Annotated in this window: 21 protein-coding genes and 1 riboswitch; of the genes, 10 read left to right on the top strand and 11 right to left on the bottom strand. The window is 35.1% G+C overall.

Annotated features, from left to right (window positions below; genetic code table 11):
• Positions 1 to 5: 5 nt before the first annotated feature.
• The 7 genes from FLUTA_RS00100 to FLUTA_RS00070 all read right to left on the bottom strand — a co-directional run bounded on the left by FLUTA_RS00100 (position 6) and on the right by FLUTA_RS00070 (position 7,119).
• The gene (locus tag FLUTA_RS00100; protein ID WP_013684806.1) at positions 6 to 461 is read right to left on the bottom strand and encodes a hypothetical protein; all 456 of its coding nucleotides are present in this window, start codon (positions 459 to 461) and stop codon (positions 6 to 8) included.
• A gap of 311 nt (positions 462 to 772) precedes the next feature.
• On the bottom strand, positions 773 to 1,600 hold the full coding sequence (locus FLUTA_RS00095; protein ID WP_013684805.1) for a thiol-disulfide oxidoreductase DCC family protein: 828 nt from the start codon (positions 1,598 to 1,600) through the stop codon (positions 773 to 775).
• Between the two features lie 68 nt (positions 1,601 to 1,668).
• Positions 1,669 to 2,166: a GbsR/MarR family transcriptional regulator gene (locus tag FLUTA_RS00090; RefSeq protein WP_013684804.1), complete on the bottom strand. Its 498-nt coding sequence runs from the start codon at positions 2,164 to 2,166 to the stop codon at positions 1,669 to 1,671.
• A 46-nt stretch (positions 2,167 to 2,212) separates the two neighbouring features.
• On the bottom strand, positions 2,213 to 3,193 hold the full coding sequence (locus FLUTA_RS00085) for a T9SS type A sorting domain-containing protein (RefSeq protein WP_013684803.1): 981 nt from the start codon (positions 3,191 to 3,193) through the stop codon (positions 2,213 to 2,215).
• The gene (locus FLUTA_RS00080) at positions 3,186 to 4,247 is read right to left on the bottom strand and encodes a YncE family protein (RefSeq protein ID WP_013684802.1); all 1,062 of its coding nucleotides are present in this window, start codon (positions 4,245 to 4,247) and stop codon (positions 3,186 to 3,188) included. The genes FLUTA_RS00085 and FLUTA_RS00080 overlap by 8 nt, the downstream gene beginning before the upstream one ends.
• Positions 4,237 to 6,171, bottom strand: a complete 1,935-nt coding sequence (locus tag FLUTA_RS00075) for a TonB-dependent receptor plug domain-containing protein (RefSeq protein WP_013684801.1) — start codon at positions 6,169 to 6,171, stop codon at positions 4,237 to 4,239. The genes FLUTA_RS00080 and FLUTA_RS00075 overlap by 11 nt, the downstream gene beginning before the upstream one ends.
• Positions 6,172 to 7,119 carry a DUF4465 domain-containing protein gene (locus FLUTA_RS00070; protein ID WP_013684800.1) on the bottom strand — a complete coding sequence of 316 codons (948 nt, stop codon included), beginning with the start codon at positions 7,117 to 7,119 and terminating at the stop codon, positions 6,172 to 6,174.
• A gap of 145 nt (positions 7,120 to 7,264) precedes the next feature.
• Positions 7,265 to 7,461: riboswitch (cobalamin riboswitch) on the bottom strand.
• A 248-nt stretch (positions 7,462 to 7,709) separates the two neighbouring features.
• Here FLUTA_RS00070 and FLUTA_RS00065 point away from each other — a divergent pair.
• From FLUTA_RS00065 to FLUTA_RS00050, 4 genes are all read left to right on the top strand, one after another.
• Positions 7,710 to 8,342 (top strand): tetratricopeptide repeat protein, encoded by a 633-nt coding sequence (locus FLUTA_RS00065; protein ID WP_013684799.1) that lies wholly within the window; start codon positions 7,710 to 7,712, stop codon positions 8,340 to 8,342.
• Positions 8,343 to 8,351: 9 nt separating this feature from the next.
• A complete protein-coding gene (ribH, locus tag FLUTA_RS00060) occupies positions 8,352 to 8,843 on the top strand; it encodes a 6,7-dimethyl-8-ribityllumazine synthase (RefSeq protein WP_013684798.1) in 492 nt (163 codons plus the stop codon).
• A 66-nt stretch (positions 8,844 to 8,909) separates the two neighbouring features.
• Positions 8,910 to 10,295 (top strand): phosphoglucosamine mutase, encoded by a 1,386-nt coding sequence (glmM, locus tag FLUTA_RS00055; RefSeq protein ID WP_013684797.1) that lies wholly within the window; start codon positions 8,910 to 8,912, stop codon positions 10,293 to 10,295.
• A 197-nt stretch (positions 10,296 to 10,492) separates the two neighbouring features.
• Positions 10,493 to 12,163: a DUF4139 domain-containing protein gene (locus FLUTA_RS00050; RefSeq protein WP_013684796.1), complete on the top strand. Its 1,671-nt coding sequence runs from the start codon at positions 10,493 to 10,495 to the stop codon at positions 12,161 to 12,163.
• 100 nt (positions 12,164 to 12,263) lie between these two features.
• On the opposite strand, the gene FLUTA_RS00045 is transcribed toward FLUTA_RS00050, so the two are convergent.
• Positions 12,264 to 12,575: a DUF983 domain-containing protein gene (locus FLUTA_RS00045; protein WP_245545460.1), complete on the bottom strand. Its 312-nt coding sequence runs from the start codon at positions 12,573 to 12,575 to the stop codon at positions 12,264 to 12,266.
• A 359-nt stretch (positions 12,576 to 12,934) separates the two neighbouring features.
• Here FLUTA_RS00045 and FLUTA_RS00040 point away from each other — a divergent pair, with 359 nt between their 5' ends.
• The 3 genes from FLUTA_RS00040 (at position 12,935) to FLUTA_RS00030 (ending at position 16,879) form a co-directional block, all read left to right on the top strand.
• Complete coding sequence (locus FLUTA_RS00040; protein ID WP_013684794.1) at positions 12,935 to 15,154, top strand: C25 family cysteine peptidase; 2,220 nt, start codon at positions 12,935 to 12,937, stop codon at positions 15,152 to 15,154.
• Positions 15,155 to 15,271: 117 nt separating this feature from the next.
• Positions 15,272 to 16,495 carry a BaiN/RdsA family NAD(P)/FAD-dependent oxidoreductase gene (locus tag FLUTA_RS00035; protein ID WP_013684793.1) on the top strand — a complete coding sequence of 408 codons (1,224 nt, stop codon included), beginning with the start codon at positions 15,272 to 15,274 and terminating at the stop codon, positions 16,493 to 16,495.
• Positions 16,496 to 16,498: 3 nt separating this feature from the next.
• Positions 16,499 to 16,879, top strand: a complete 381-nt coding sequence (locus FLUTA_RS00030; RefSeq protein WP_013684792.1) for a hypothetical protein — start codon at positions 16,499 to 16,501, stop codon at positions 16,877 to 16,879.
• Here FLUTA_RS00030 and FLUTA_RS00025 read toward each other — a convergent pair whose 3' ends face one another.
• Both FLUTA_RS00025 and FLUTA_RS00020 read right to left on the bottom strand, forming a co-directional pair.
• Positions 16,880 to 17,818 carry a M20/M25/M40 family metallo-hydrolase gene (locus tag FLUTA_RS00025; RefSeq protein ID WP_013684791.1) on the bottom strand — a complete coding sequence of 313 codons (939 nt, stop codon included), beginning with the start codon at positions 17,816 to 17,818 and terminating at the stop codon, positions 16,880 to 16,882.
• Positions 17,802 to 18,434 (bottom strand): IMPACT family protein, encoded by a 633-nt coding sequence (locus tag FLUTA_RS00020; RefSeq protein ID WP_013684790.1) that lies wholly within the window; start codon positions 18,432 to 18,434, stop codon positions 17,802 to 17,804. The genes FLUTA_RS00025 and FLUTA_RS00020 overlap by 17 nt, the downstream gene beginning before the upstream one ends.
• Positions 18,435 to 18,686: 252 nt before the next feature.
• Between FLUTA_RS00020 and FLUTA_RS21495 the strand changes: the two genes are divergently transcribed.
• From FLUTA_RS21495 to FLUTA_RS22010, 3 genes are all read left to right on the top strand, one after another.
• Positions 18,687 to 18,845: a hypothetical protein gene (locus FLUTA_RS21495; protein WP_013684789.1), complete on the top strand. Its 159-nt coding sequence runs from the start codon at positions 18,687 to 18,689 to the stop codon at positions 18,843 to 18,845.
• A gap of 119 nt (positions 18,846 to 18,964) precedes the next feature.
• Positions 18,965 to 20,569, top strand: a complete 1,605-nt coding sequence (locus FLUTA_RS00015) for a S41 family peptidase (RefSeq protein ID WP_043023532.1) — start codon at positions 18,965 to 18,967, stop codon at positions 20,567 to 20,569.
• A gap of 117 nt (positions 20,570 to 20,686) precedes the next feature.
• The gene (locus FLUTA_RS22010) at positions 20,687 to 21,265 is read left to right on the top strand and encodes a thiopeptide-type bacteriocin biosynthesis protein (RefSeq protein WP_083800516.1); all 579 of its coding nucleotides are present in this window, start codon (positions 20,687 to 20,689) and stop codon (positions 21,263 to 21,265) included.
• A 55-nt stretch (positions 21,266 to 21,320) separates the two neighbouring features.
• Here the strand turns inward: FLUTA_RS22010 and dnaA are convergent, their stop codons facing one another.
• Entirely contained in the window at positions 21,321 to 22,751 is a 1,431-nt protein-coding gene (gene dnaA, locus FLUTA_RS00005) for a chromosomal replication initiator protein DnaA (protein WP_013684786.1), read from the bottom strand.
• Positions 22,752 to 22,790 lie beyond the last annotated feature (39 nt).

The raw sequence follows: 22,790 nt of genomic DNA, 5'->3' as shown, positions 1-22,790 counted from the left end.
CAAATTTATTTAATGATCAGGTTTTCTGTGCTAATGAATAGAGGAATATAACTATCCTTCTGATTATGATTAATTAGTAATGTAGCTACAGGTGAAAATCCATCTGCAGTATTTCCTGTAACGGACGAGTTAGAAGGAATTGCTATCTTTTTATTATTCTCGCTAGAATTACAACCTTTACATCCTTCTGCATAATGAACTGCTAGAGAATATGAAACACTAATTTCTTTATTTGTAGTGTTTTCTAATTTAACAAGAGCATAATCCACATTATTAGAACCTCCCTCAGCTTGATGGATATCTTTTTTAATGTAGAATTTAACTCCTTTCACCTCTTGAAAAAGAGTCCATTCTGTAGTAATTTTTTCGACAGGTAGTTTTTCCTGTGAAAATAAGTTACCTGTGATGAGGAAAATTCCCAAGATCGACAGGGTTAGTTTAATTAATATTTGTGACTTCATAAACCTAAAATTTTTATTCGTTAATTCTAAAACGAAACAACTAATTGATTCGTTGCATGAAGATAATATTATTTTTATACTTTATTCATTATCAGTGTTTTTATAGCCGATTATTTGATTTTTTCTGTTATGGGACATTAAATAACGGTAAAAATAAACATTCGTTAATTTACGTTTTTTTTGAAAACAAGATTCAATTGTTTTATCGTTGAATCGAAATCCTTGTTTCACTATGATTTATAGGAAATAGACAGTTTTTTTCAAAATGAGTTTATAGTTTCAGCAGTTAGATTTTTTATATATCACCTAGATTAAAATTGGAAAACAAGTGGATAAATAAGTACTCGAAATAAGATCCAGCTCATACTCAATTTCGAAGACCATTCTTTGAGGCTAATTCGTCGTTTGTGCTCAATAAACATAAAGCAGAAGGTGATTCCGTAGCAACTGATTGCTAAAAAATCTGTTTGAACTCCAATATTAGCAAGCAGTTGGAGTCCTAATCCAAAGAATAAAAGAACCAGAGATCCGAGAAAAGACGTGAATGCAAGATGTCCCAAATAATCATAACTGTTTTCTTGTTTGAATAATAAGAACGCAATCCACTGAAATACAATTTGACCTACAAGCAGAATTAAATCACTTACCGGATTTTGGATTAAATAATTTGAAAAGAAATGATGAAAATAGAATGTGACATTTACGTGGGTAATCCAGCTAATAATAGCGATGAAAGCAATTCTCCAAAAAAATGACTTTGCAGGTTCGCAAGAGCAGTTGAGATCTTTCTTTTTACTTGGTGCAATAATTTTTCGGTTGTAGCTGATAAATAAGTAGAGTAGTTGGAGTAGACCGTGAATTGGTTTGAAGTTTCCGATTAATTTAATAAATCTAAATCGTTGACCTAAAATCAATAACAAACTGTCTATTCCGTATTTCACTTCATGTGTATCTTCATTTATACAAGCTATTTTTGTTTGAGCTAGTTCAGAATCTACGACTTTTGGATGTTCATTCACATAAACGGCATAAGAGATTCTTCCATTTGCAGGAAGCAGATTGTATTTCACAAAGATTTTGGTGTACCAACGGCATAAAGGACAATCTTCATCGTAAAGAAGGGTGAGATCTGCTTTCATAATCTAATTATTATTGTTGTTTTGAAAGTTTCAATAATATTTGAAAATTAAACTCAAAAAAATAGAAATTACTTAAATAAGTTTAATATTTTCCCAAAGAATGCGTGTTCATCTGCTTTCATTAATGTGCCAGATAACGAATCTAATCTGGACACTAAGCGTTCAATGTTTTCAATGGTTGCAACAAATGAAATCGATTCATAGGATTGTTCCACTTTTTTAAGTTCAGCCAAATGTTGTTGAAGCGGTTCCAATTCACGTCTTTTACGCTCCTTTACAATGCGTTTAGCAACTTCCCACATATCTTTCTCTGCTCTGAAATATTCCTTGCGATCGCCTGCAATACTCTCTTTGTAGATTAAATTCCAGTTTGCTAGTTCCCGAATATTCATGTTGGCATTCCCTCTAGAAATAGAGAGTTTACTCATGACATCTTCTGTGCATTGTGGACTATCACTGACAATTAATAGTGCGTGAACTTGAGCCATAGAGCGATTTATTCCCCACTGAGTACCAAAGTTTCCCCAAGTTTGAATAAATTGCTTTTTCGCTTGTTCTAATTCCATGATTTAAATGTAATCAAAACTTTCAATAATTATTGAAAACTGGAAGTTATTTTTTCAAAATCCGTAAAGTGTGTTGTGCATTATCTTGAATAACAACTAGGTTATACATTCCTTGGGCAAAATCACTTAAAGAAATAATCGTAGAATCTGTATGATTACTTGTTTGAATAGGTCTACCATCTTGAGCGTAAATTTTCAGAAGAGCTTCCCCTGAAAGTGTAACCGTTAGTTGATCTGTTGCTGGATTTGGGAATGCTTGAACGTTTAATAATTGGAAATCAGTTATTCCGAGGGTTGCATTGATGATGCCTATTGCTTCCAAATCAAAGCCTCCAGATTCGAATGGAGTAGGGAAGGGATCGTTAATGATTGTACCAAATTGGTCTGTCGTAGTATGATTTCCACTGATAGCTCCAATGGCATCAATTATACGGACATATTTGATGGCAAATTTGTCCAGATTCACATCATCGCTGATTTCGCTTATATTAAAAGGAGTTCCATAGCCTGCTTTGTATTTTCCAGCCAAATTATTCAGCATTCTGCAATCGGAAAAGGAAGCGTTACCTATTTGAGTGTCCAAAGGAACTTCTGTTGTGGAAGGAAAACGAAAAAAGTGAATTCCGTCAGAACTGATTTCTACGTGTGCTATTTCGATGTAATTATCTGTAAATCCATTTTCAAATACCGCGAAATCATATCCTGGACCGTCCATAATAAATTGGTCGAAAGTAAGTGTTGCAACTCCGCTATCACCCAATGAAAGAACATGAGTTGTTGAACCTGTAGCTGGACCTAATGCGTTATTTAAATTTCCAAAACTTGCTTTATTTGAACCGTCAAATTCAACAGTTGTATCTGAAATATTTAAAAAACCACGAATAACAGTTCCTCCAGTTGCCCAGCCAACAAAACAAGAACTATCTTTCTTAATAGCATTTGAATTTGGATCTCCAGGAGCTGGATGAAAGCTTTGAGCATTCAAAAATAAAGGGAAAAGTGCGGTGATGAATAAGAATTTAGTCATAAATTAAAATTTTGCTGGGGTTTAATCCCACATTGTAAGTTGTTTCAAAGATTCCTGAACTGGAGTAGACATGAATTTGACCTGTAACAGTGTAATTCTTAGCATCCATGCAGTATATTTTATGGGTAATGGAGGAATAATGTATTCCATACAAGGTTTGTATTCCTGCAGTGGAAATGTATTGAGGGTTAATCAAGCTTTCAGAATTCGGGTCGAAAAGTGCTATTTCATTTTCGCCAGAAGCAAAGTCGTGATACGAAATTAAAAACTGATTATTGAATGGATAAATTCCACCTGCATCAAAGTTAAAAGATTGAACAAGTGTATTCGTGTTTGGATTTACACGATGCATGCGTGATGGAATTCCAGCGTAATCTCCTCTTGAAATGACGTAAATTTCTCCATTCGCATCTTTTTGAACAGATCCAGGATTTTTTCCGACCGTAATCCGAGTAATCTCCTGGTTGCTTCCTAAGTCAATGACTGAAAGTGTACTATCCACATTGGGGAAGTTTAAACCTCCTGAATTGGCTACGAATAATTTCCCGTTGCTCACAGCGAGCCCTTCCGGATTTGCTCCTACTGGAATGCGTGCAGTGATACTTAGAGAAGTTGTATCTAAAACATCTACAAATCCATCGTAGCAAGTTATGTAGGCCTTTGAGCCTGAAAAAACAATACTTCGAGGTTGCTTGGGAGTTCCGTTGGCAATCATTGAAATTTGATGGATACTATTTCCAGTGTATCTGTCTAAAATTTCAATTGTGCTAGAAACATTTACAATGATGTATATTTTTCCTCCGTAGACATCAAGATCATTTCCAGTATCACCCAAAGAACGATCTGTTTTTTGCTCGAAGAAATTACTGGTATACGAATTGTCTGAAAAATTCAGCCATCCCAAAGTAGAGTTATTCTGTTGGAACAAGCCTTCGTTCAGAACAAGCATTCCGTGTTGTAATGTTTGCGGTACTTCTGGTTCCGGTACTTTTTTCTTTTTACAAGAGATGAAGAGCAGTCCAAGGAATCCTATGAAAATCAATTTATAGCGCATATTGAAGTCTGATATTGAAGTGAGTTCCTGGCATTACAAAGTAATTGATGTAATTGTATTGCTGATTGGTAATATTGTTAACTGTCAAACGAATAGTGAGTTCATTTTGTTTCAATTGTTGGGTATAAGCAACTCCGGCATCAAGTAACAAATAATCATCTAATAAATTCGATGGAATGTTTTGATTGAGTGCATATCGTTCTCCAAGGTAGGAGAGAAGTACAAAGCAGCTAAATTTCTTCCAGGAATAATCCAATTCCAAGCTCCCTGAATGAAGTGGAGAATAACTCAAAATATCGCGATAAGTCGAACTTTTTGAATCACTCAAATCTTGGGTATATTGAAAGGTGTAATTCACACGAGCTCCCAAAGTATGATTCTTGATTTTTTTCTGAATAAATTGCGTGAATTCGATTCCAGCAGCATCTGATTTCCCAATGTTTTGAATGCTCCAGATAAACAGATTTTTGGTCGGAATTGCTAAAATTTTGTCGTTGATATACGAGTAAAAGGGTTGAATCATCGTTTGTGAAACACCTTTTTTGAATGGAAGTACTAATTCATACCGAATAGAAGCAATGTGGGCTTTTTCGGTTCTTAATTTCGTATTTCCAATTTGTTGGTAATAAAGTTCACTAAAAGTTGGCTGTCTACAGGTGTATCGATAAACCAAACTGAGTTTGTTTTTTTTTCCTAAATCAAAACTCCATGAAACAGCTGGAAGTAGATTCCATTGGGTTTTTAGAATAGAATCTCGTTTTTCAAAAATTCCTTGTGCGCCAACTTGAGCAAGTATTCGACCAACAGCTTTCCATTCAAATCCAATAATGCTTTCTGAACTATTTCTAAAAGGATTTCCATTCAGTGATTTTCCATCCAAAGATTCTGAAATGAATGAGCTTCCAAGAAGGATATCTATTTTTTTTGTAATGGAATAAGCGACTTGTGATTGAAAATCAAGTTGCGTGGCATAAAAACGTTGATCCAAGTAACCCAAAGAATTGAGGTAGGTTGAATCTAAGTATTGAAGGTTGTTTTTTTGGTAATTAACGGAAGAAAAGACACTCCAATTATTTTTTTTAAAGCGATGATTTAAAGAGCCGTTTAAACCGTAGCCATTTAAATATTGCGCTGCATTGCTGTTGTAAAAGATGACTGCTCCAGCTAATTCTTTTTTATAGTCGTTTCCAGAGATACGAAGTTGAAATTGGTGGTTTTGATTGGGTGAAAAATGAATGGACCCTGTTCCGAAATATTCCAATAAGCTATTGTTCTGCCTATGCTCTCTAGTGGTGGTATTTCCGTTTAAGTAAGTGTATGGATAAGAACCTCCATAAGATCTAATTTTTCCACTAAGAGTTCCTGCCCATTTTTTGAATCGCTTCTGAAGCATTAAATAACCTTCATATTGATCGAAAGAACCTGCTTGGGCTCCAACAATAATCTTTTTCTGATTCATTCCAGAATAGGAGTGAACTGATTCTACATTGACAACAGCACCCGCTAGTTTTGCGTGAATAGGAATATCTGTTCGGGTAGGTGAAAGCGTAATTAATTCTATTTTCTCCACGAAATCTGCAGGAATATTACTTAAATCTGCTTGCCCGCTTTGAGTGGTTGAAAGGGAAGTGAAATCTTGGACTAAAGCAGTATGTCCAGCTCCTAGACTTCGAAAACTGACTGTTTTTAATCCGCCAACATCTCCGTAGTTTTTCACTTGTAATCCAGGAAAAAGAGTTAGCAGTTGTCCAAGGTCGTTGGCCAATTTATTTTGAATTTTATCTGCAGATAATTCAATTACAATACTGTTTTCCTTTTCGTTTCGAGGTGTAATAATGACCTCTTCAATTGGTTTAACCTCTTGCCCAAAAACAGGACAAGAGGTTATTATTAAAAGGGTTGGTATGGTAATTTTTAGAATCAATTAGATTTTACTAATACGAGTTCTTGCAATACCATTAGACGAACTTGTTTCAACAAAATAGATTCCTGATTTCATGTTGTTCAAATCAATTTCTTGGATTCCGTTTGTTGTTTTCTCTAGTACTAATTCACCGGAAGAAGCAAAAACTTTAATTGTTCCAGTTGCAGATTTAACAGTCAATTTACCAGTTGTTGGATTTGGATACACTTCTTGGTTCAACAAACTCAATTCTTTCACAGAAGCAGTTCCGTAAACCAAGTTGTCAAGTGCAAAATAAGCTGGAGTATTGATTCCAAAACCGCCTTCATCTGAAGATTGTAATTCAAATTCTAAGAATTGAACCTCGCCAAGTGGTGTTAAATCAACAGTTTCCCATGTGTTTACAATGTAATCTTGGGTGTTGTTTGCAAAACGGTAATCAGCTAAGTAGAAAATAACAGTATCTGTTACAGCACTTTGAGCATCTTTTCCAATGATCAATAAGCGGAACCAATCTTCTCCGTTTGTACCGTCAGGATTTCCATCTGGACCGTTAATAGAACCAAAAACTTTCGAAAACTGATTACCATTTAACATTACAAGGCCAGCGAAAGTTGTATTTGTTAATTGAATACTCGTTAATACTTTTTCTGTTCCAAAATCGAGATTTCCACCATAATTCACCGCGTAATTAGAGCTTCCGTTAGCTCCAGTACCTGCGTAGGCCGAAAAATCATTTAGGTAAGTACCTGTAGTTACATCTGTTGTGTTAGAGTAAATAAATCCACCAGCCCAATAGCCAGAATAGGTGTTTTCGAAATGGACACCTCCAGATGTAAATCCACCTGATTGATCAGAACCATTCCAGTGTGTGTTTGTAGCTAACGTTAAATCGTCAAAAGTAACTACGGTTTGAGCTTGTGTGTATTGGATGCAGAATACACTAACTGCTAGTAACATTTTTTTCATTGCTTAAAGCATTTAGAAATTAATAATAGAAAGCGCAACTTTTTTAAGTGAACACTTCCGAAGCTTAGCAAATGAAAAAATCAGAGAATAAGAACAAACTGAGAGAAAGACTCCCATTTCGAACTCGACTTTAATCTGAAGTCTTCATTCATTCTTGTTCAAGGCAGGTATTCTGACTTCTCTCCGGTTACTTCTCCTTCCCACCCCGCACATGCAGGACAGTGGATTTGTTGAAGACCGTTTTAATTAAGAGTTACAGCTGCAGATACAGTCTCGGATTTACACCGAATTCCCTTTTGTCTTTTGTAAAACTACAATCGAACCTAAAACTGACGCAAAGGTACTGATTTATTTTTAGTAGGAATATAATGTTCAAATGTTCAAATGTTCAAATGTTCAAATGTTCAAATGACTTTTCTTAAGCAATTATAATTAAAGCTAATTGGGTAAATGAACTTTTCAATTTACCATTCTCAATTTTTTGAACCCTTTTTGAACTAATTGAACCTTCTCCACAACAACCTTTTAATAAGTTTCAATTCCTAATTCGAAAAAAAGATTATTTTTGCAACGCTTAAATAAATATACAAATGGCAGGAACTACCAGTTTTAATGATATTAAACGTCAATTCAAAGAGAATAAGAGACTTCGCTTAATCACAGCAGTAGTGATTGGACTAATAGTAGGTATTCTTGGATATATCCTTTACAAACAATTCATTTATGCTCCAAAGAACTTGAAAGCGAATGAAGGTTACTACAAAGGGTTAAACTTGGCTGCGAAAGATTCAGTAGATGCTGCAATCACAGAATTAGAGCCTTTTGTAAAGAAAAATAGTGGCTACCAAGGTGGCGAAGTTGCTAAGTTTACATTGGCTCGTCAATATATGGCGAAAGGTGATTTCAAAAAAGCATTGAAATTGTTGGAAGATGTTTCTTTAGAAGATACTTACGGACCGTCTTTGGTTTTGGGTCTTCAAGGAGACTGTAACAGTGAAATGGGTAAATACAAAGAAGCGTTGGATTTATATGTAGATGCTGCTGATTCCGATGAAAATGATTGGACAACACCAACTTATTTATTCAAAGCTGGACAAGTGGCTGAAGAAATCAAGGATTTTGCGAAAGCAAAAGAATTGTATGAGCGCATCAATAAGGATTATTATCAATTTGGTTCTCAAAAATCAATTGACAAATATATTGCTAGAGTATCTAACAAATAAAAAATTAACGTGGCTACAAGTTTAAAAAACTTATCAGCGTTCGATAAAGATTCAATTCCAAATGGTGCCGATTTTTCAATCGGCATTGTTGTTTCTGAATGGAACGATCACATCACTTCTAAATTACTAGAAGGATCCGTTGAAACATTGTTAAGCGCAGGTGTGAAAGAATCGAATATTCAGATTCATCAAGTGCCAGGGGCTTTTGAATTGCCTTTGGGAGCTCAATGGTTTGCCCAAAATGACAAAATTGATGGGATTATCGCCATTGGAGTTGTTATTCAAGGTGAAACAAGGCATTTTGATTTCGTGTGTTCAGGAGCAACTCAAGGAATTGTAGATGTTACCTTAAAATACAACAAACCAGTTGGATTCTGTTTATTGACAGATAATACGGAGCAACAATCAATCGATAGAGCAGGAGGAAAGCATGGAAATAAAGGTGTAGAAGCTGCCGTGACTGTTTTGAAGATGATTGAATTAAAAAAGACACTAGACTAAAGACGAAAGGACCGAAGACTAGAATCTGTCTTTTGTTTTTTCTCTTTCGTCTTTAATCGAATAAAGATGACATTAATCAAATCAATTTCAGGAATCAGAGGGACAATTGGTGGCTCACCTGGAGATAATTTAACGCCCATTGATGCGGTTCAATTTGCTGCAGCTTATGGAACTTGGTTGAAATCAGTTTCAAATACAGATAAATTAAAAGTAATCGTTGGTAGAGATGCCCGACTTTCGGGAGAAATGATTTCCACATTGGTTATTCAAACCTTGGTTGGATTAGGAATCGAGGTCGTTGATTTGGGATTATCCACCACACCAACGGTTGAAATGGCGGTTCCTTATCACCATGCGAATGGAGGAATTATTCTTACGGCTTCCCACAATCCGAAACAATGGAATGCATTGAAATTGCTAAATAGCAAAGGGGAGTTTATTTCTGGTGCGGAAGGAGAATTGTTATTAAAAATAGCAATAGAGGGAAGTTTTGTTTTCGCTGAAGTAGACGATTTGGGGAAAGTAACTCAAGATACGGAAGCAATTGAAAGACATATCGAAGCAATTTGTAAGCTTTCAGATGTAGATATTCCTGCAATCAAAAATGCCAATTTCAAAGTGGTAGTGGATGCGGTGAATTCTACAGGGGGGATTTCTGTTCCACAATTACTTCGTAAGCTTGGAGTAAATGATATTATTGAAATGTATTGTGATCCAACGGGTCATTTCCCACATAATCCAGAGCCTTTAAAAGAACATTTGGTAGAATTATCAGATCGCGTTGTTTCCGAAAAAGCGCATGTCGGAATTACAGTTGATCCTGATGTAGATCGTTTGGCTTTGGTGAATGAAGACGGATTCATGTTTGGTGAAGAATATACCTTGGTTGCTGTTTCTGAATACATTCTTTCGAAGAGAAAAGGAGCTACCGTTTCCAATTTGAGTTCTACAAGAGCGCTGAGAGATATTACAGAAGAAGTTGGATGTACGTATCACGCTTCGGCTGTTGGTGAAGTAAATGTGGTGGTAAAAATGAAAGAAACCAATGCCGTTATCGGTGGAGAAGGAAATGGTGGAATCATCTATCCAGAATTACACTACGGAAGAGATTCTTTGGTTGGAATTGCGTTGTTTTTATCTCATTTAGCACATAAAAACATGAGTATGACGGCACTAAGAGCTTCCTACCCAAATTATGAAATGGCTAAGAAGAAAATCGACTTGACTCCTGGAATTGATGTGGATGCAATTTTGGAGAAAATGGCGAAACGCTACGAAAATGAAGAAGTGGATACTGTTGATGGAGTGAAAATTTATATCGGTAAAGAATGGGTTCATCTTCGAAAAAGCAATACAGAACCAATTATCCGTGTGTATACCGAAAGTAAAGATGCGCAGGCTGCTTCGGATCTGGCCGATCGTATCATTACTGAAATTAAAGAATTAATCTGATATAATTTACCGCAAAGAAACGGAGGTCGCAAAGTTATATTAACAACTCTTTGCGCTCTTTCACTCTTAGCGTTTAAATAAGTTTACGATTTGATAATCATAAAGGTACGTTCATTTTGAATGTGCCTTTTTTCTTTTTGTTAAAATCCAGTTGAACGAAAATAGAGTTGAGAAGTACTGCAAGGAAATTGATTCCTATGAAAAAAGTAGTTATTCTCCTATTGGCGATTCTCCCAAGTTTTCTTTCACTTGCTGCCAATGACAAAGAGATTATTAAATCTTCCATCAGCGAAGTAACCGTTTATACAAATGGCGCACAAGTTTACCGAAAAGCAAATTTCAATGTAAAACCCGGAATTACGGAATTAATCATTGAAGGAGTTAGTCCAAATATCGACCCGAAAAGTTTACAAGTAAAAGCATTTGGAAATGTGGTTCTAATCGACTCGAAATACCAAGTTTATTATCCAGAACCCGAAAAACCCAAATTGGAAGGACTTCCTTTAAAAATCAGAAAGGATATCAATGTATTACAAGATTCCATCAATAATGTGTTATTTGATCTCAAAGAAATTCAAGATGAAATTGATGTCTTGAATACTTCTAAAACTATTTTGTCCAATAACGGAGCTATTCGCGGACAAGGAAAAGTGAATGATTCGATTCAATTGTTGAAACAGGCAATGGAGTATTATCAATTGAAAATGAATGAGATAAATAAGAAATTACAGGTTCTAAACAAGCGATTGAAAGCGAAGAACAGCACGGTACAAGAAATGAATACCCGCATGAGTGATTTACAGAATTATCAGTCTTCAAACACTCCAAAGATTCCTACAGGTCCTATTCATCGAATCATTGTGACACTTCAATCAAAAGAAGTCGTAGCAGGAAAATTGAATATTTCTTATTTGGCTTCAGGAGCTTCTTGGATTCCATCTTATGATATTCGCAGTGAAATTACTTCTGGAAAGGTAAATTTAGCTTACAAAGCAAGTATTCAGCAAAATACAGGTGAACTTTGGGATGATGTGCAATTGACTTTGTCTACTAACGATCCTTACCAAAACAAAATCAAACCAGATTTGCATCCTTGGTACGTTGATTACTACAATTTCGGAGCGATTAATGGAAGAATGAATAGTTATAGTATTAGTCCATCACCTTCTGTTGCGTATGAAAAGAAAATGACTGCAGATTCAGGAATAGTTCTAGAAGAATCAGAAACTGCAGCAAATTTCACGACGGTTATCAACCGCGTTTTGTCTGCAGAATACAAGATTGATTTGCCTTATTCGATTGAAAGTGATGGAGAAAGTCATTTGGTTTTAGTTCGAAATTTAGATTTGACGGCAAATTACCGTTATTATACCGTTCCGAAGATAGATCCAGGAGTTTTCTTAGTAGCAGAAGTGCTCAAATTGGAAGATTTGCAACTCGTTCCTGCTACTGCAAATATTTTCTTTGATGGAACATATATTGGAGAAACATATATTGATCCAACAGCAATGAATGATACGTTGAAATTGAGTTTAGGTAAAGATCCAAATATCATTGCGAAACGAATTCTGTTGAAAAAAGAGTACAAAGAGAAAGTGATTGGAAACGATATTGAGCGCACGTATGCGTATGAAATTTCAGTTAAAAACTTGAAAGCGAATACAATTGAATTAGTTATTGAAGATCAAATTCCTGTAACCAGTAATGGAGAAATCGTTATAGAAGCGATCAACACGGATAAAGCGAATTATGATAAAACGACAGGGAAATTAGTCTGGACGCTCAATTTGAAAACCAAAGCAGCCGATAAAATGACCTACTCGTTTAAGATTAAATATCCGAAAGATCGAAATGTCATCCTTCAATAATTGTTTTGTAGTTTGAATGTGATCCCTCAGTTTGCCGGCTGGGGGATTTTTTTTTCAAAAGTTCAAAAGTTCAAAAGTTCAAAAGTTCAAAATGAACCCATTAAACCGTTTGATCCCTTTTGAACTTGTCTATAGCTTCCGGATCATAAGAAAAGAAAAGGTTTGCCCAAATAATCTTCGACAGCGCGTACAAATAGGGGCTCAATAAAATGGAAAGCCCAGAAATAACAGCAATTTGAGTGAAAACATTTGCGTTTGGAAAAAATAAATTGATACTTACCCAGCATGCAACAAATAAGGCTACTCCTAGGGCATAGGAGACATACATTGCCCCCATGTAAAAACCAATTTCTTTCTCGTATTTCAATCCGCATGAAGGACAGTTTTTATGCGTTTTACCAATTTTTTTCATCGAATAAGGATGTGAAATAAAAAAATCACCTTCTTGACATCTAGGACATTTCATCCTGAAAACACTATTCAACCTTGATCCTTTACCGATTAACATCGTTTACTTATTTTATAGATGTGTAAAGTTAGATACACCAATTGGAAGAAAAGTTGACTTGGATCAGTTTTTATTTTATTCCTGATTTTTTTTGAAACCTTTTAGTACTTCTAGCGTTAAAGAAATCAACGGATCAATTATTAACATCTACAGGTTAATGGTGGAGAGGCTATCAGTCAGTTGACTGATGGCCTTTTTCTTTTGTTAAATAGTTCGGTTTATCCAAATTGAATTTCTAAATTGTGAGAGCTAAAATGATGTAAATGAAAAAAACTCTCCTTTTTTGTTCCATTTTGGCAGGATCTTTTGTTGCTTATGGTCAAAATTTCTTGCTAGAATCCTCCAATTCTAAAACGATTGAGTTCACTCATCGATTAGATATAAAACCCTTTGAATTCATTCAAATTGACGGGAAATCGATGATTGATTTCTCAAAAACATACAAGATTCTTTCGAAAGAAAAAGGTTCTCCAGAATTACCCTTATTTCACGAAACGCTTCAGCTTCCAGCTCATGGAAATCCGCAAGTTGATGTGACTTTTGAAGAGGTCGTTATTTTTGAGGATGTGTTAGTTGCTCCTTCAAAAGGTGTTTTAAAAAGAAACGTTTCTCCGAATTCAACTGCATATTCTTTTGGTGAAACATACAACATGAATTCACTTTATCCAGCTACTATTGCGAATATAAAAACGCCCTTTATTTGGCGATCTATGCGTGGAGTAGTTGTTGAGGTTTCGCCTTATCAATATAATCCTGTCACAAAACAATTGTTTTTTTACAAAGGAATTCACATTTCTTTAAAAACGAATACTCAGTTGCAAGGAGTAAATGAATTAAGTGGGCAAATGGATCCAGTTATGAAGTCTATGCAACAGAAAATAGTCTTAAATCCAACAATCGAAAAATACACTCCAATGGAGGAAAGTGGAAGTATGTTGGTTATTTCTGCGCCTAATTTGATAGAAGAAATCACACCACTGGTTCATTGGAAAAACCAAAAAGGAATTCGTACGGAGTTGGTTTCTACAACAACTGCTGGAACTTCGGATGCTGACATCCATACGTTTATTCAGAATTATTATTCCACACATCCGGAATTAATTTATGTTCTTCTTGTTGGAGATGATGCCGATATTCCCGCTCATACTTACGGTTTGTCTGGAGGAGAACAATTGTATTCAGACTCTTATTACGGTCAATTATCAGGATCAGATTACTATCCCGAAGTTTTTGTAGGTCGTTTTTCTGGATCAGAAGCCAATATTACGACAATGGTAAATAGAACCCTTGAGTACGAGAAAAATCCACTAGCTGGTGATTGGATGGAAAAAGCAATTGGTTTGGGATCGGATGAAGGAAGTGGAATAGGAAATGATGATGAGCCAGATTGGCAACATTTAAGAAATATCCGTTCGGTATTAATGAGTTCTGGTTATTCCGAAGTTTCTGAATTTTACGATGGCTCTCATGGTGGTTCTGATGTATCAGGTAGTCCAAACCCAGGGATTATTTTGCCAGTTGTAAATAATGGAGTGGGTTTGTTTAATTATACGGGACATGGTGATGTGAATTTATGTGTAACGGGGAATTTTCAAAGTTCAAATATCAATCAAGCTACCAATAATGGAAAATACCCTTTTGTGATTTCGGTAGCTTGTAACAATGGAACATTTACTTCAGGAACCTGTATTTCTGAAGCTTGGACCAGAGCAGTTAAAAATGGAACTCCTTCAGGAGCTATTGCAGCTGCGGGTTCATCTATTTTGATGGCTTGGGCAGAACCCATGCAAACACAAGACGAAATGGCTGAAATTATAGCTGAAACAAATCCTGTGAATCAAAAAACTACTTTGGGAGGACTTTTCTATAACTCTCAGTTATCCATGTTGGAAGAATACCCTTCTGGAAGTGGAGAGGAAGTGATGCAAACATGGATTTTATTCGGAGATCCTTCTGCTCAGTTTCGAAACAAACAAACATTGCCATTATCAGTTGTTCATCCGGGAAATGTCCCATTGAATACAACATCTGTAACTGTATCTTGCACGGTTGATGGTTCTTTGGTTGCAATTTCGCAAGACAATATATTACTAGGATCTGCTATTTCTACAGGAGGTCAGGCTGTGATTTCAATCCCTGTACTTGCATCAAATGATTATTTGTTGGTGACAGGAACAAAGCAAAATTATGCAACATACCAGAATTCAATTCAAGTCGCTGATGGACCTTTAGGTTTGACAGAAATAGGATTGGAATTCGCGATTTATCCAAATCCAGCTTCCGATTTATTGGTGTTGGATATTACTAATGGAAATGCTCAAACTATTCGAATCATTAGTTTAGATGGTAAAGTTGTTTTAGAACAAGAAGTTAGCGGTAATCAAACGACATTAAATACAGCAAGTCTTCGTTCTGGATCATATATTCTTGAAATCAATTCGAATACTCAGAATGTACGTAAAAATATTCAAATATTGCACTAATAAAACGCGCTGAAAGCTAGTATTCAAGAGGGCTGTTCGCAATATCGCGAATTCGGTAACCAAATCTAAAAAGACCTTTCTATTCGGAAGGTCTTTTTTTGTCATTACTTTTGATTTATGAAAGAATTCGACGTGTTGGTAATTGGAGCAGGAGCAGCAGGGTGTTTTTCAGCGATTAAAGCATCTGAAAATTTCAAACACGCAAAAATTGCAATCTTAGAAAGAAATGCAAAGTCTTTAGCGAAAGTCAAAATTTCTGGCGGAGGAAGATGCAATGTAACCAATGTTATTTCTGAACCCGAAGAATTATCCAAGCATTATCCAAGAGGTGAGCGCTTTCTAAAAAAAGCATTTTATCAGTTTTCCAGCTCAGATATGAAAGCTTGGTTAGAAAGCCGAAATGTTCCCTTGAAATTATATCCGGATGGATGTTATTTCCCCCAGAGCAACGATTCACAAACCATTATTGATTGCTTTCTAGATGAATTAAAGAAAAATCGTGTCGAGTTATTACTAAATCACCGAGTTGAATCTATGAAGAAACTAGATTCTGGTTTATTTGAGATTCAAACTCCTGAAGAAACGTTTCATTCCAAAGCAGTAATTGTTACTACAGGTGGACAACCGAAAATATCAGGCTTCGAATTCTTGAAAGATTTTGATTTGAAAATGGTTTCGCCAGTTCCTTCGCTTTTCACATTCAACATGCCCAACGAATCAATCAAAGAATTGATGGGAATTGTTCAGGAAAATGCATTGGTGAAGATAATCGGTGAAAAATGGACGTCCAATGGACCTTTGTTGATCACGCATTGGGGAATGAGTGGTCCTGCAGTTTTGAAATCCTCTGCTTTTGGTGCGCGAATTTTAGAAGGGAAAGGATATAATTCACAAATTTCGGTCAATTGGACTGGAGAAGAGAATCAGGAAGTTGTTAGAGAACTAATCAAGGAATTTGTCAAATCCAATAAATTAGTAGTAAATACTCCAGTTTACAGTATTAAATCGCGCTTATGGAATTATTTAGTTGAAAAAGCAGGAATTCCCAATCAGTTTAAATGCTCTGAATTAACAGCCAAGCATCAGAATAAATTACTGGAAGTGTTGGTGAATGATTTGTATGTGATGGAAGGAAAAACTACCTTTAAAGAAGAGTTTGTGACAGCTGGCGGAGTGGATTTGAATGAAATTAATGTACAAACAATGGAATCCAAAAAGTATTCTGGACTCTTTTTTGCTGGAGAAACTTTGGATATTGACGGAGTAACAGGTGGTTTTAATTTTCAAGCGGCTTGGACAACGGCAGCAATTGCTGGAAAAAATGCATTAAAAAACAAATAGAAAATGATGAGAATTATTTTATTTCTAGTACTTGGATTGCTTTTTTCATGTAAATCTCCTAAGAATACGGTTGCAGAAACGACTAGTAAGGAGAAAACGCCCAAGTCAGTAGTGAAAGTACCAGAACCTGAAATGCCTTCAACTGATGAAGAAGCACCTGTAGATTCTTATTCTTTGGCAGAGGTGAAAATATGGAATTGTGGACCAGTAATTGAAATTTATGGCAGAAATGGGATGCAAATTACCTGTAGTCCGAAGAATCTTGAATCGAGATTTCAAATAGATGGATTACGCTTGAAGTTGAAATACAAGGAAATTGAAAGATTAGATACTGGATGTCTCAGGACTGCAATTGAAATAATTGAAGCTTTTGCTGTCCGTTAATTATAATTTATCCATCAATACTTTGTACAAATCAATCATTGACTCAATGTCTTTTTTGTAAACCTTCTCTTGCGGAGTATGCACATTGTCTTCTGGAGCTCCAATAAAGCACCAATCAATCGGTAAATCTGATTTTTGAAGTACAGAACCATCGCTTCCACCAGCAGATTCTACTTCTAATTGATATTTAACTCCTGATTCTCGAGCAATAGAAAGAATTTTGTTCAGGTATTTTCGACGTGGCAGCATACTGTCTCGCATAGAAACAGCAACTCCTCCTTTGTGTACAACACCGTGTGTAACCCAAGTAATATCACAGATTAGTGCTTGAAAGACATCGTAATTATTTAGCAAGTATTTAGCGCAAGCTCCAACGGAATTTCCGCCATGTTCTTCATACGTTGAAAATACAATCGCCCCGTTTTCCATCGTTTCTGCCAATTGAAGAGCGACAAAAACTCCCAATCGATTATCCATGTAAGGCGATTGAATATATTCTTTCGTTTCTTTGAAATTCGGTTTGAATGACAGTAATGTACCACGATCAATCACTCGGTCGCTCATTAATTGAATGCGTTGTTGGTTGTATTCGTCTTCAAAAATCATCAATTCGCCTTCTACTTCACCATTAGAGTCTGATCCGACGAGTATTGTTCCATCTATATTTTTTGGTCCACCAACACGAATCAACTCATTTTCATAGCCAACAGAATAACCAATGGTATCCATGTGTGCATAAACAGCCGTTCGAGGATTTCCAAAGACCAAAATTAATGCGTCTTGAAATCCTAATCCATCAATAATGTGTGGTTTCGTTTTCCAAGCAGAGGAATTTTTTAAAACGTATTCTTTTACAAAAGATTTGATGCGCGATTCGTCGCTTGCTAATCCTTGGATACTGATGAGTTCTTGAAGTAATTGGCTATTGGATAATTCCATGATTTTCTATTGTAATGTGATTTTCTTCGGGAAGAAGAAGGTTTAATTCTGCAATTTGCTCCATGATTTTTAATTCTGAAACAGGAACATGGATGCTTAATTTGCAAGATAATTGAAAATCTTGTTCAATTATCTTTGCTGTACTATTTTTCAAAACGCTCATTACTTGAGGCATTTCGTTGTATTTGTAAAGAAGTGTAATAAGAGCTTCGTCTTCTTGATCGATGATTGTTGCATTCTCTAGAGCTTCTTTGGAAGCAGTTCTGTAAGCGTTTATCAATCCACCAACGCCCAAATTCACTCCACCATAATAACGCACAACTGCAATCAAGATGTTTGTTAAGTCAAAAGATTGTATTTGACCAAGAATAGGTGCTCCAGCAGAATTGGAGGGCTCTCCGTCATCACTTGCGCGGTATCTTTTTTTATCGCTTCCTAAACGAAATGCTGAACAAACATGAACTGCTTGGTAATGTTCTTTCCGTAATCGCTGAATGTGTTCTTTGATTTCTTCTTCTGTTTTACACGGAAATGCAAAAGCCAAGAATTTAGACCCCTTTTCTTTGTAGAATCCTTCGCTTAGTTCTGAAATAGTTTTGAATTTACTGCCTTGCATGAGTGATTGCAAAGATAAGAAGAATGAAGACAGTTTTAAATCAATATTGATTTTATCAAATCAGAGAGATTAATTACCATCGATTAAAATTAGTATTATATTGCATTCTCTAAATCTAAATCAAGTTGCAACAAGTTTAGTAGAAGGTTTATTTGGTTGTTACCATAAGAAACAGCTTTTAATATTTAAAAAACTAATAAAATGAAGTTATAATTAAAGAAATCAACCATTTAGAAACTTAGCGGAGACCAAATGAGTAATATCTTTGGAGGTATGGAAGAAGATGGTTGCCGAAAAAAGAATTCAGATCCATTCAGATCAAAATCATGTGTGTCTAAAGACGAAACAAACGTTGAAGTTACAACTGTTATTAAGTGTACTAAAGCATCTTACGATTTAGATATCGATTAAAAATGAACAAAAGGCTCATTATATTATAGTAATGACCCTTTATATTGTTTAGTGATTCTTTATACTATACGAATGTGTTAAAAACAATATTTTACTTTCTGTTTTCATGTTGGCTATTGATGAATGTTAATAGTCAATTATTTGCTCAAACATTGAGTAAAAATGAAAAACTTGCAACTCTTTGTAAGGCTTGGGGGGTGTTAAAATACCAACATCCACTCGTTGTAAAAGGTCATTTTGATTGGGATAAAGTACTTATTGAAAAGATAGGTGAAGTCGAAAAAGTAAAAGATCTTCCTGAGTTAAGACAATTTTATTCCAAGTGGATCGACGAATTGAAAAACTACAAACCCCAAAAGAAAAACAACGTCCTTTTACCTGAGCAAAAAGTAATGTTTTCAAAGTGGGAAGCAGATTCAATAATTTATGGAACAAATTTCATCAATGAGGTTCACGAAATGATGTTGATGAAACGAAATCCTGAAAAAATGTTTTATGTTACTCAAGCCCCAGCTGGTCAATATTTACCTAAAAATGAAAACACTTATTCAGAAATGACTTATCCCAATGAGTCATTTCGTTTGTTGGGATTATTTAGGTATTGGAATGTTATCGAATATTTTTATCCGATTAAAGAGGATTTGAATTGGGATGCTAGCTTAATCAAATATATTCCGCTTTTAATCCATTCAAAAAGTCAAATTGAATATTATTTAGTCCTAAATCAATTAATTGTTGAAATTCAGGACGGACATGCATATTTACATACTCCATTCCCAAAAATGGTTTCAGATCACTTGTATAAGTATCAAATACCATATGTTACTAAACGATTTGAAGATTTCGCTATAGTTACCCGCTTGCATAAAGGTAATTTTGACTATAAACTCGCTGTTGGAGATAAAATAATTGCTGTTGATGGTATAAAAATCAATGATGTTCTAAACAAGATAAAGGTATTGATACCTGTTAGTAATGAAGATGTTTTGTTAGAATCGGCTCACCCACTTACATTTAGTGGAAACACTGACAACTTTCAAGTGACAATAATTAGAGATAATGATACACTTGATGTTGTCGTAAAACGATATTTAATTGAAGAATTTCATTTCGATGACCCTGTAAAAAATGAAGTTGTTAAAATAATCAATGACAGTGTTGTTTATGTTGACCCGAGAGAAATTGGAGCAAAAGAATTTGTAAAGGTTTTGAAAGATGTAAAACAGTTTAAATCCCTCATTATCGATATGAGAGGATATCCCTTAATAAGACATCATAATTTCACAAACTTCATTTCACCAAATGCCAGAAAATTTTTGTCATTACGAGCTCCAAAAATTGATAAACCAGGAACCTTTTTTGAATTTGACGACTTTACAGGAAAAAAGAACAAAAACTATTACAAAGGAAACATATTTGTATTAGTCAATAGATATACAAAAAGCGCATCAGAGCACACTTGTATGGCAATGCAGGCATATGATAATGTCAAAATAGTTGGAACAACAACATCTGGTTCTGATGGTAATGTAGCTGACATAATCTTTCCAGGGAATGTTGAAACTATCTTTTCAGGTTTGAATGTAATTTATCCCAATGGAATTAGTGCGCAACATGCAGGAGTGAAAATTGATTACAAAGTTGATATCACACCTGAAGATGAAATAACAGAGACTGACAAAATTCTCAAAGAAGCTATAAGGATTGCAAATGGAAGATTATGAAGAATCAATTGAAAAAATAAGAACATTTATAATTCAAAATGAAGGAAATTATTCTGGATTATTTTATGGAATAGCGGGACAGCTTTTATTTTTTAATGAAATTTACAGAGCAAAAAAATAAGCGCATATTATCAAGATATATACAAGCGCGAAATTGAAAGATATGGAGAGGAAACCATTGAATTTTGTGAAAAATGGTTTGAATATGATAGTATTTGCACCATCAAGGCATTATCAAGAAAACAATTTAAAGATAGGTGGGAATTTGCTATTCTTTCAATAGATCGGCTATTAACAGATTTTCAATTATCGGATGAGAATAAAGTTGAATTTTTATATGACTTGTCAAATAGATTTAATGCTGAATTTAAAGTTGATACTCCATTAAATCAAGGGTTAAATGTAAAGTACAGAAATTATAGTGCTAGAATATCTGAGTTACTTAGTGAGGGTGAAATAATTTGGGATAAAGAACTAAATATACGAAGCCCTCAATCCGTGAATTTGATTCGTGATATTTTAAAAGTAGATCAAAATCCTACCACTAGGATATTACCATCTTTAGTTCACGTGCTTATGAACCGTGTGTTTTTAATGAATCAAAGAAGGTATGAGATGATTGTATACCATTTTTTGCATAAATATTACAAATCAAGTTTAGCTCGAAAAATTAAAAATGGAGATTTTGGGAGGTAAATTCAACTCTTTGACTGAAACAAAAATGGCTGCCTTTTCAGACAGCCATTCGATATTATTGAATAGTCAATTTCTTTTCAAGGTCTTCCAAGTAAACTCGGAATTGTTTGTCTGTCTCTGAAAGATTCAAAACCGTTCTACAAGCATGAAGAACTGTTGCATGATCTTTTCCTCCACAATGTGCTCCAATACTAGCCAATGATGATTTAGTCATTTTCTTAGAGAAGTACATGGAAATTTGACGAGCTTGAACAACCTCACGCTTACGTGTTTTTGATTTCAACATCTCAATTGGCAAGTCGAAATAATCACATACCACTTTTTGGATGTAATCAATAGAAACTTCACGAGCTGTGTTTTTCACGAACTTATCAATCATTTGCTTCGCCAAATCAAGCGTAATTGCTTTTTTATTTAAAGAAGCTTGAGCAAGTAGGGAAGTCATAGCGCCTTCCATTTCACGAATGTTTGTATTGATACTGTATGCCAAGTATTCAACAACCTCTCGAGGAAGTTCAATACCACTACCATACATTTTCTTTTCCATGATAGCAATTCGCGTTTCTAAATCAGGAGTTGAAAGGTCAGCAGACAATCCCCATTTGAAACGAGACAACAAACGTTGCTCCATTCCTTGCATTTCAACTGGCGGTTTGTCCGAAGTTAAAATAATTTGTTTTCCATTTTGGTGTAAATGGTTGAAAATATGGAAGAATACGTCTTGTGTTTTTTCTTTTCCAGAGAAGAACTGCACATCATCAATGATTAAAACATCAATCATTTGATAAAAATGAATGAAATCATTCGTAGTTTGATTACGAACTGCATCTATAAATTGGTGCGCAAATTTCTCTGAACTAACGTAAAGTACCGTTTTGTTTGGAAATTGATTTTTCACACCAATACCGATTGAATGTGCCAAATGCGTTTTTCCTAACCCAACTCCGCCGTAGATTAACAACGGGTTAAAAGCTGTTCCTCCAGGTTTATTTGCTACCGCATATCCAGCAGAACGAGCCAAACGGTTGCAATCACCCTCTACGAAATTTTCAAAAGAATATGCAGGATTCAAGTTTGAATCAACATTTACTTTCTTTAGTCCAGGAATGATAAACGGATTCTTAATTGGATTGTCACTGATGTTCAAAGGCATATTCATAGGTGCATTCTTAACCGCTTTCTTGTTGGAAGCTGGAAGTTTCACCGTGTAAGGATTTGAATTACTAGCAGAATTTTCCATCACAATGCTATATTCTAAATGTCCCTCTTGCCCGAGTTCTTTTTTAATTACTTTTTTCAATAAAGTAATGTAATGCTCTTCCAACCATTCGTAAAAAAAGTGAGATGGAACTTGTATTGTCAGAACGTTGTTTTCTAGTTTAACTGGTACAATTGGCTCGAACCAAGTTTTGTAAGCTTGAATCGGCAAATTGTCTTTGATAACTTTCAGACAGGAATTCCAAATAGCGTCATGGTTGGCACTCATTTGCAGGGTATTTTAAAGTTTGTAAATAATATGTTAATA

It is taken from the genome of Fluviicola taffensis DSM 16823, from assembly GCF_000194605.1.
Taxonomy (GTDB): domain Bacteria; phylum Bacteroidota; class Bacteroidia; order Flavobacteriales_D; family Crocinitomicaceae; genus Fluviicola; species Fluviicola taffensis.
The sequence above is the reverse complement of the archived record's forward strand: the minus strand, read 5'-3'. Positions and strand labels throughout refer to the sequence as shown.

Bases quoted from the DNA above. Each gene is read 5' to 3' on its own strand.
- FLUTA_RS00100 (WP_013684806.1), bottom strand. From the start codon at position 461: ATGAAGTCACAAATATTAATTAAACTAACCCTGTCGATCTTGGGAATT.
- FLUTA_RS00095 (WP_013684805.1), bottom strand. From the start codon at position 1,600: ATGAAAGCAGATCTCACCCTTCTTTACGATGAAGATTGTCCTTTATGC.
- FLUTA_RS00090 (WP_013684804.1), bottom strand. From the start codon at position 2,166: ATGGAATTAGAACAAGCGAAAAAGCAATTTATTCAAACTTGGGGAAAC.
- FLUTA_RS00085 (WP_013684803.1), bottom strand. From the start codon at position 3,193: ATGACTAAATTCTTATTCATCACCGCACTTTTCCCTTTATTTTTGAAT.
- FLUTA_RS00080 (WP_013684802.1), bottom strand. From the start codon at position 4,247: ATGCGCTATAAATTGATTTTCATAGGATTCCTTGGACTGCTCTTCATC.
- FLUTA_RS00070 (WP_013684800.1), bottom strand. From the start codon at position 7,119: ATGAAAAAAATGTTACTAGCAGTTAGTGTATTCTGCATCCAATACACA.
- FLUTA_RS00065 (WP_013684799.1), top strand. From the start codon at position 7,710: ATGGCAGGAACTACCAGTTTTAATGATATTAAACGTCAATTCAAAGAG.
- glmM (WP_013684797.1), top strand. From the start codon at position 8,910: ATGACATTAATCAAATCAATTTCAGGAATCAGAGGGACAATTGGTGGC.
- FLUTA_RS00050 (WP_013684796.1), top strand. From the start codon at position 10,493: ATGAAAAAAGTAGTTATTCTCCTATTGGCGATTCTCCCAAGTTTTCTT.
- FLUTA_RS00045 (WP_245545460.1), bottom strand. From the start codon at position 12,575: ATGAAAAAAATTGGTAAAACGCATAAAAACTGTCCTTCATGCGGATTG.
- FLUTA_RS00040 (WP_013684794.1), top strand. From the start codon at position 12,935: ATGAAAAAAACTCTCCTTTTTTGTTCCATTTTGGCAGGATCTTTTGTT.
- FLUTA_RS00035 (WP_013684793.1), top strand. From the start codon at position 15,272: ATGAAAGAATTCGACGTGTTGGTAATTGGAGCAGGAGCAGCAGGGTGT.
- FLUTA_RS00030 (WP_013684792.1), top strand. From the start codon at position 16,499: ATGATGAGAATTATTTTATTTCTAGTACTTGGATTGCTTTTTTCATGT.
- FLUTA_RS00025 (WP_013684791.1), bottom strand. From the start codon at position 17,818: ATGGAATTATCCAATAGCCAATTACTTCAAGAACTCATCAGTATCCAA.
- FLUTA_RS00020 (WP_013684790.1), bottom strand. From the start codon at position 18,434: ATGCAAGGCAGTAAATTCAAAACTATTTCAGAACTAAGCGAAGGATTC.
- FLUTA_RS21495 (WP_013684789.1), top strand. From the start codon at position 18,687: ATGAGTAATATCTTTGGAGGTATGGAAGAAGATGGTTGCCGAAAAAAG.
- FLUTA_RS00015 (WP_043023532.1), top strand. From the start codon at position 18,965: ATGAATGTTAATAGTCAATTATTTGCTCAAACATTGAGTAAAAATGAA.
- dnaA (WP_013684786.1), bottom strand. From the start codon at position 22,751: ATGAGTGCCAACCATGACGCTATTTGGAATTCCTGTCTGAAAGTTATC.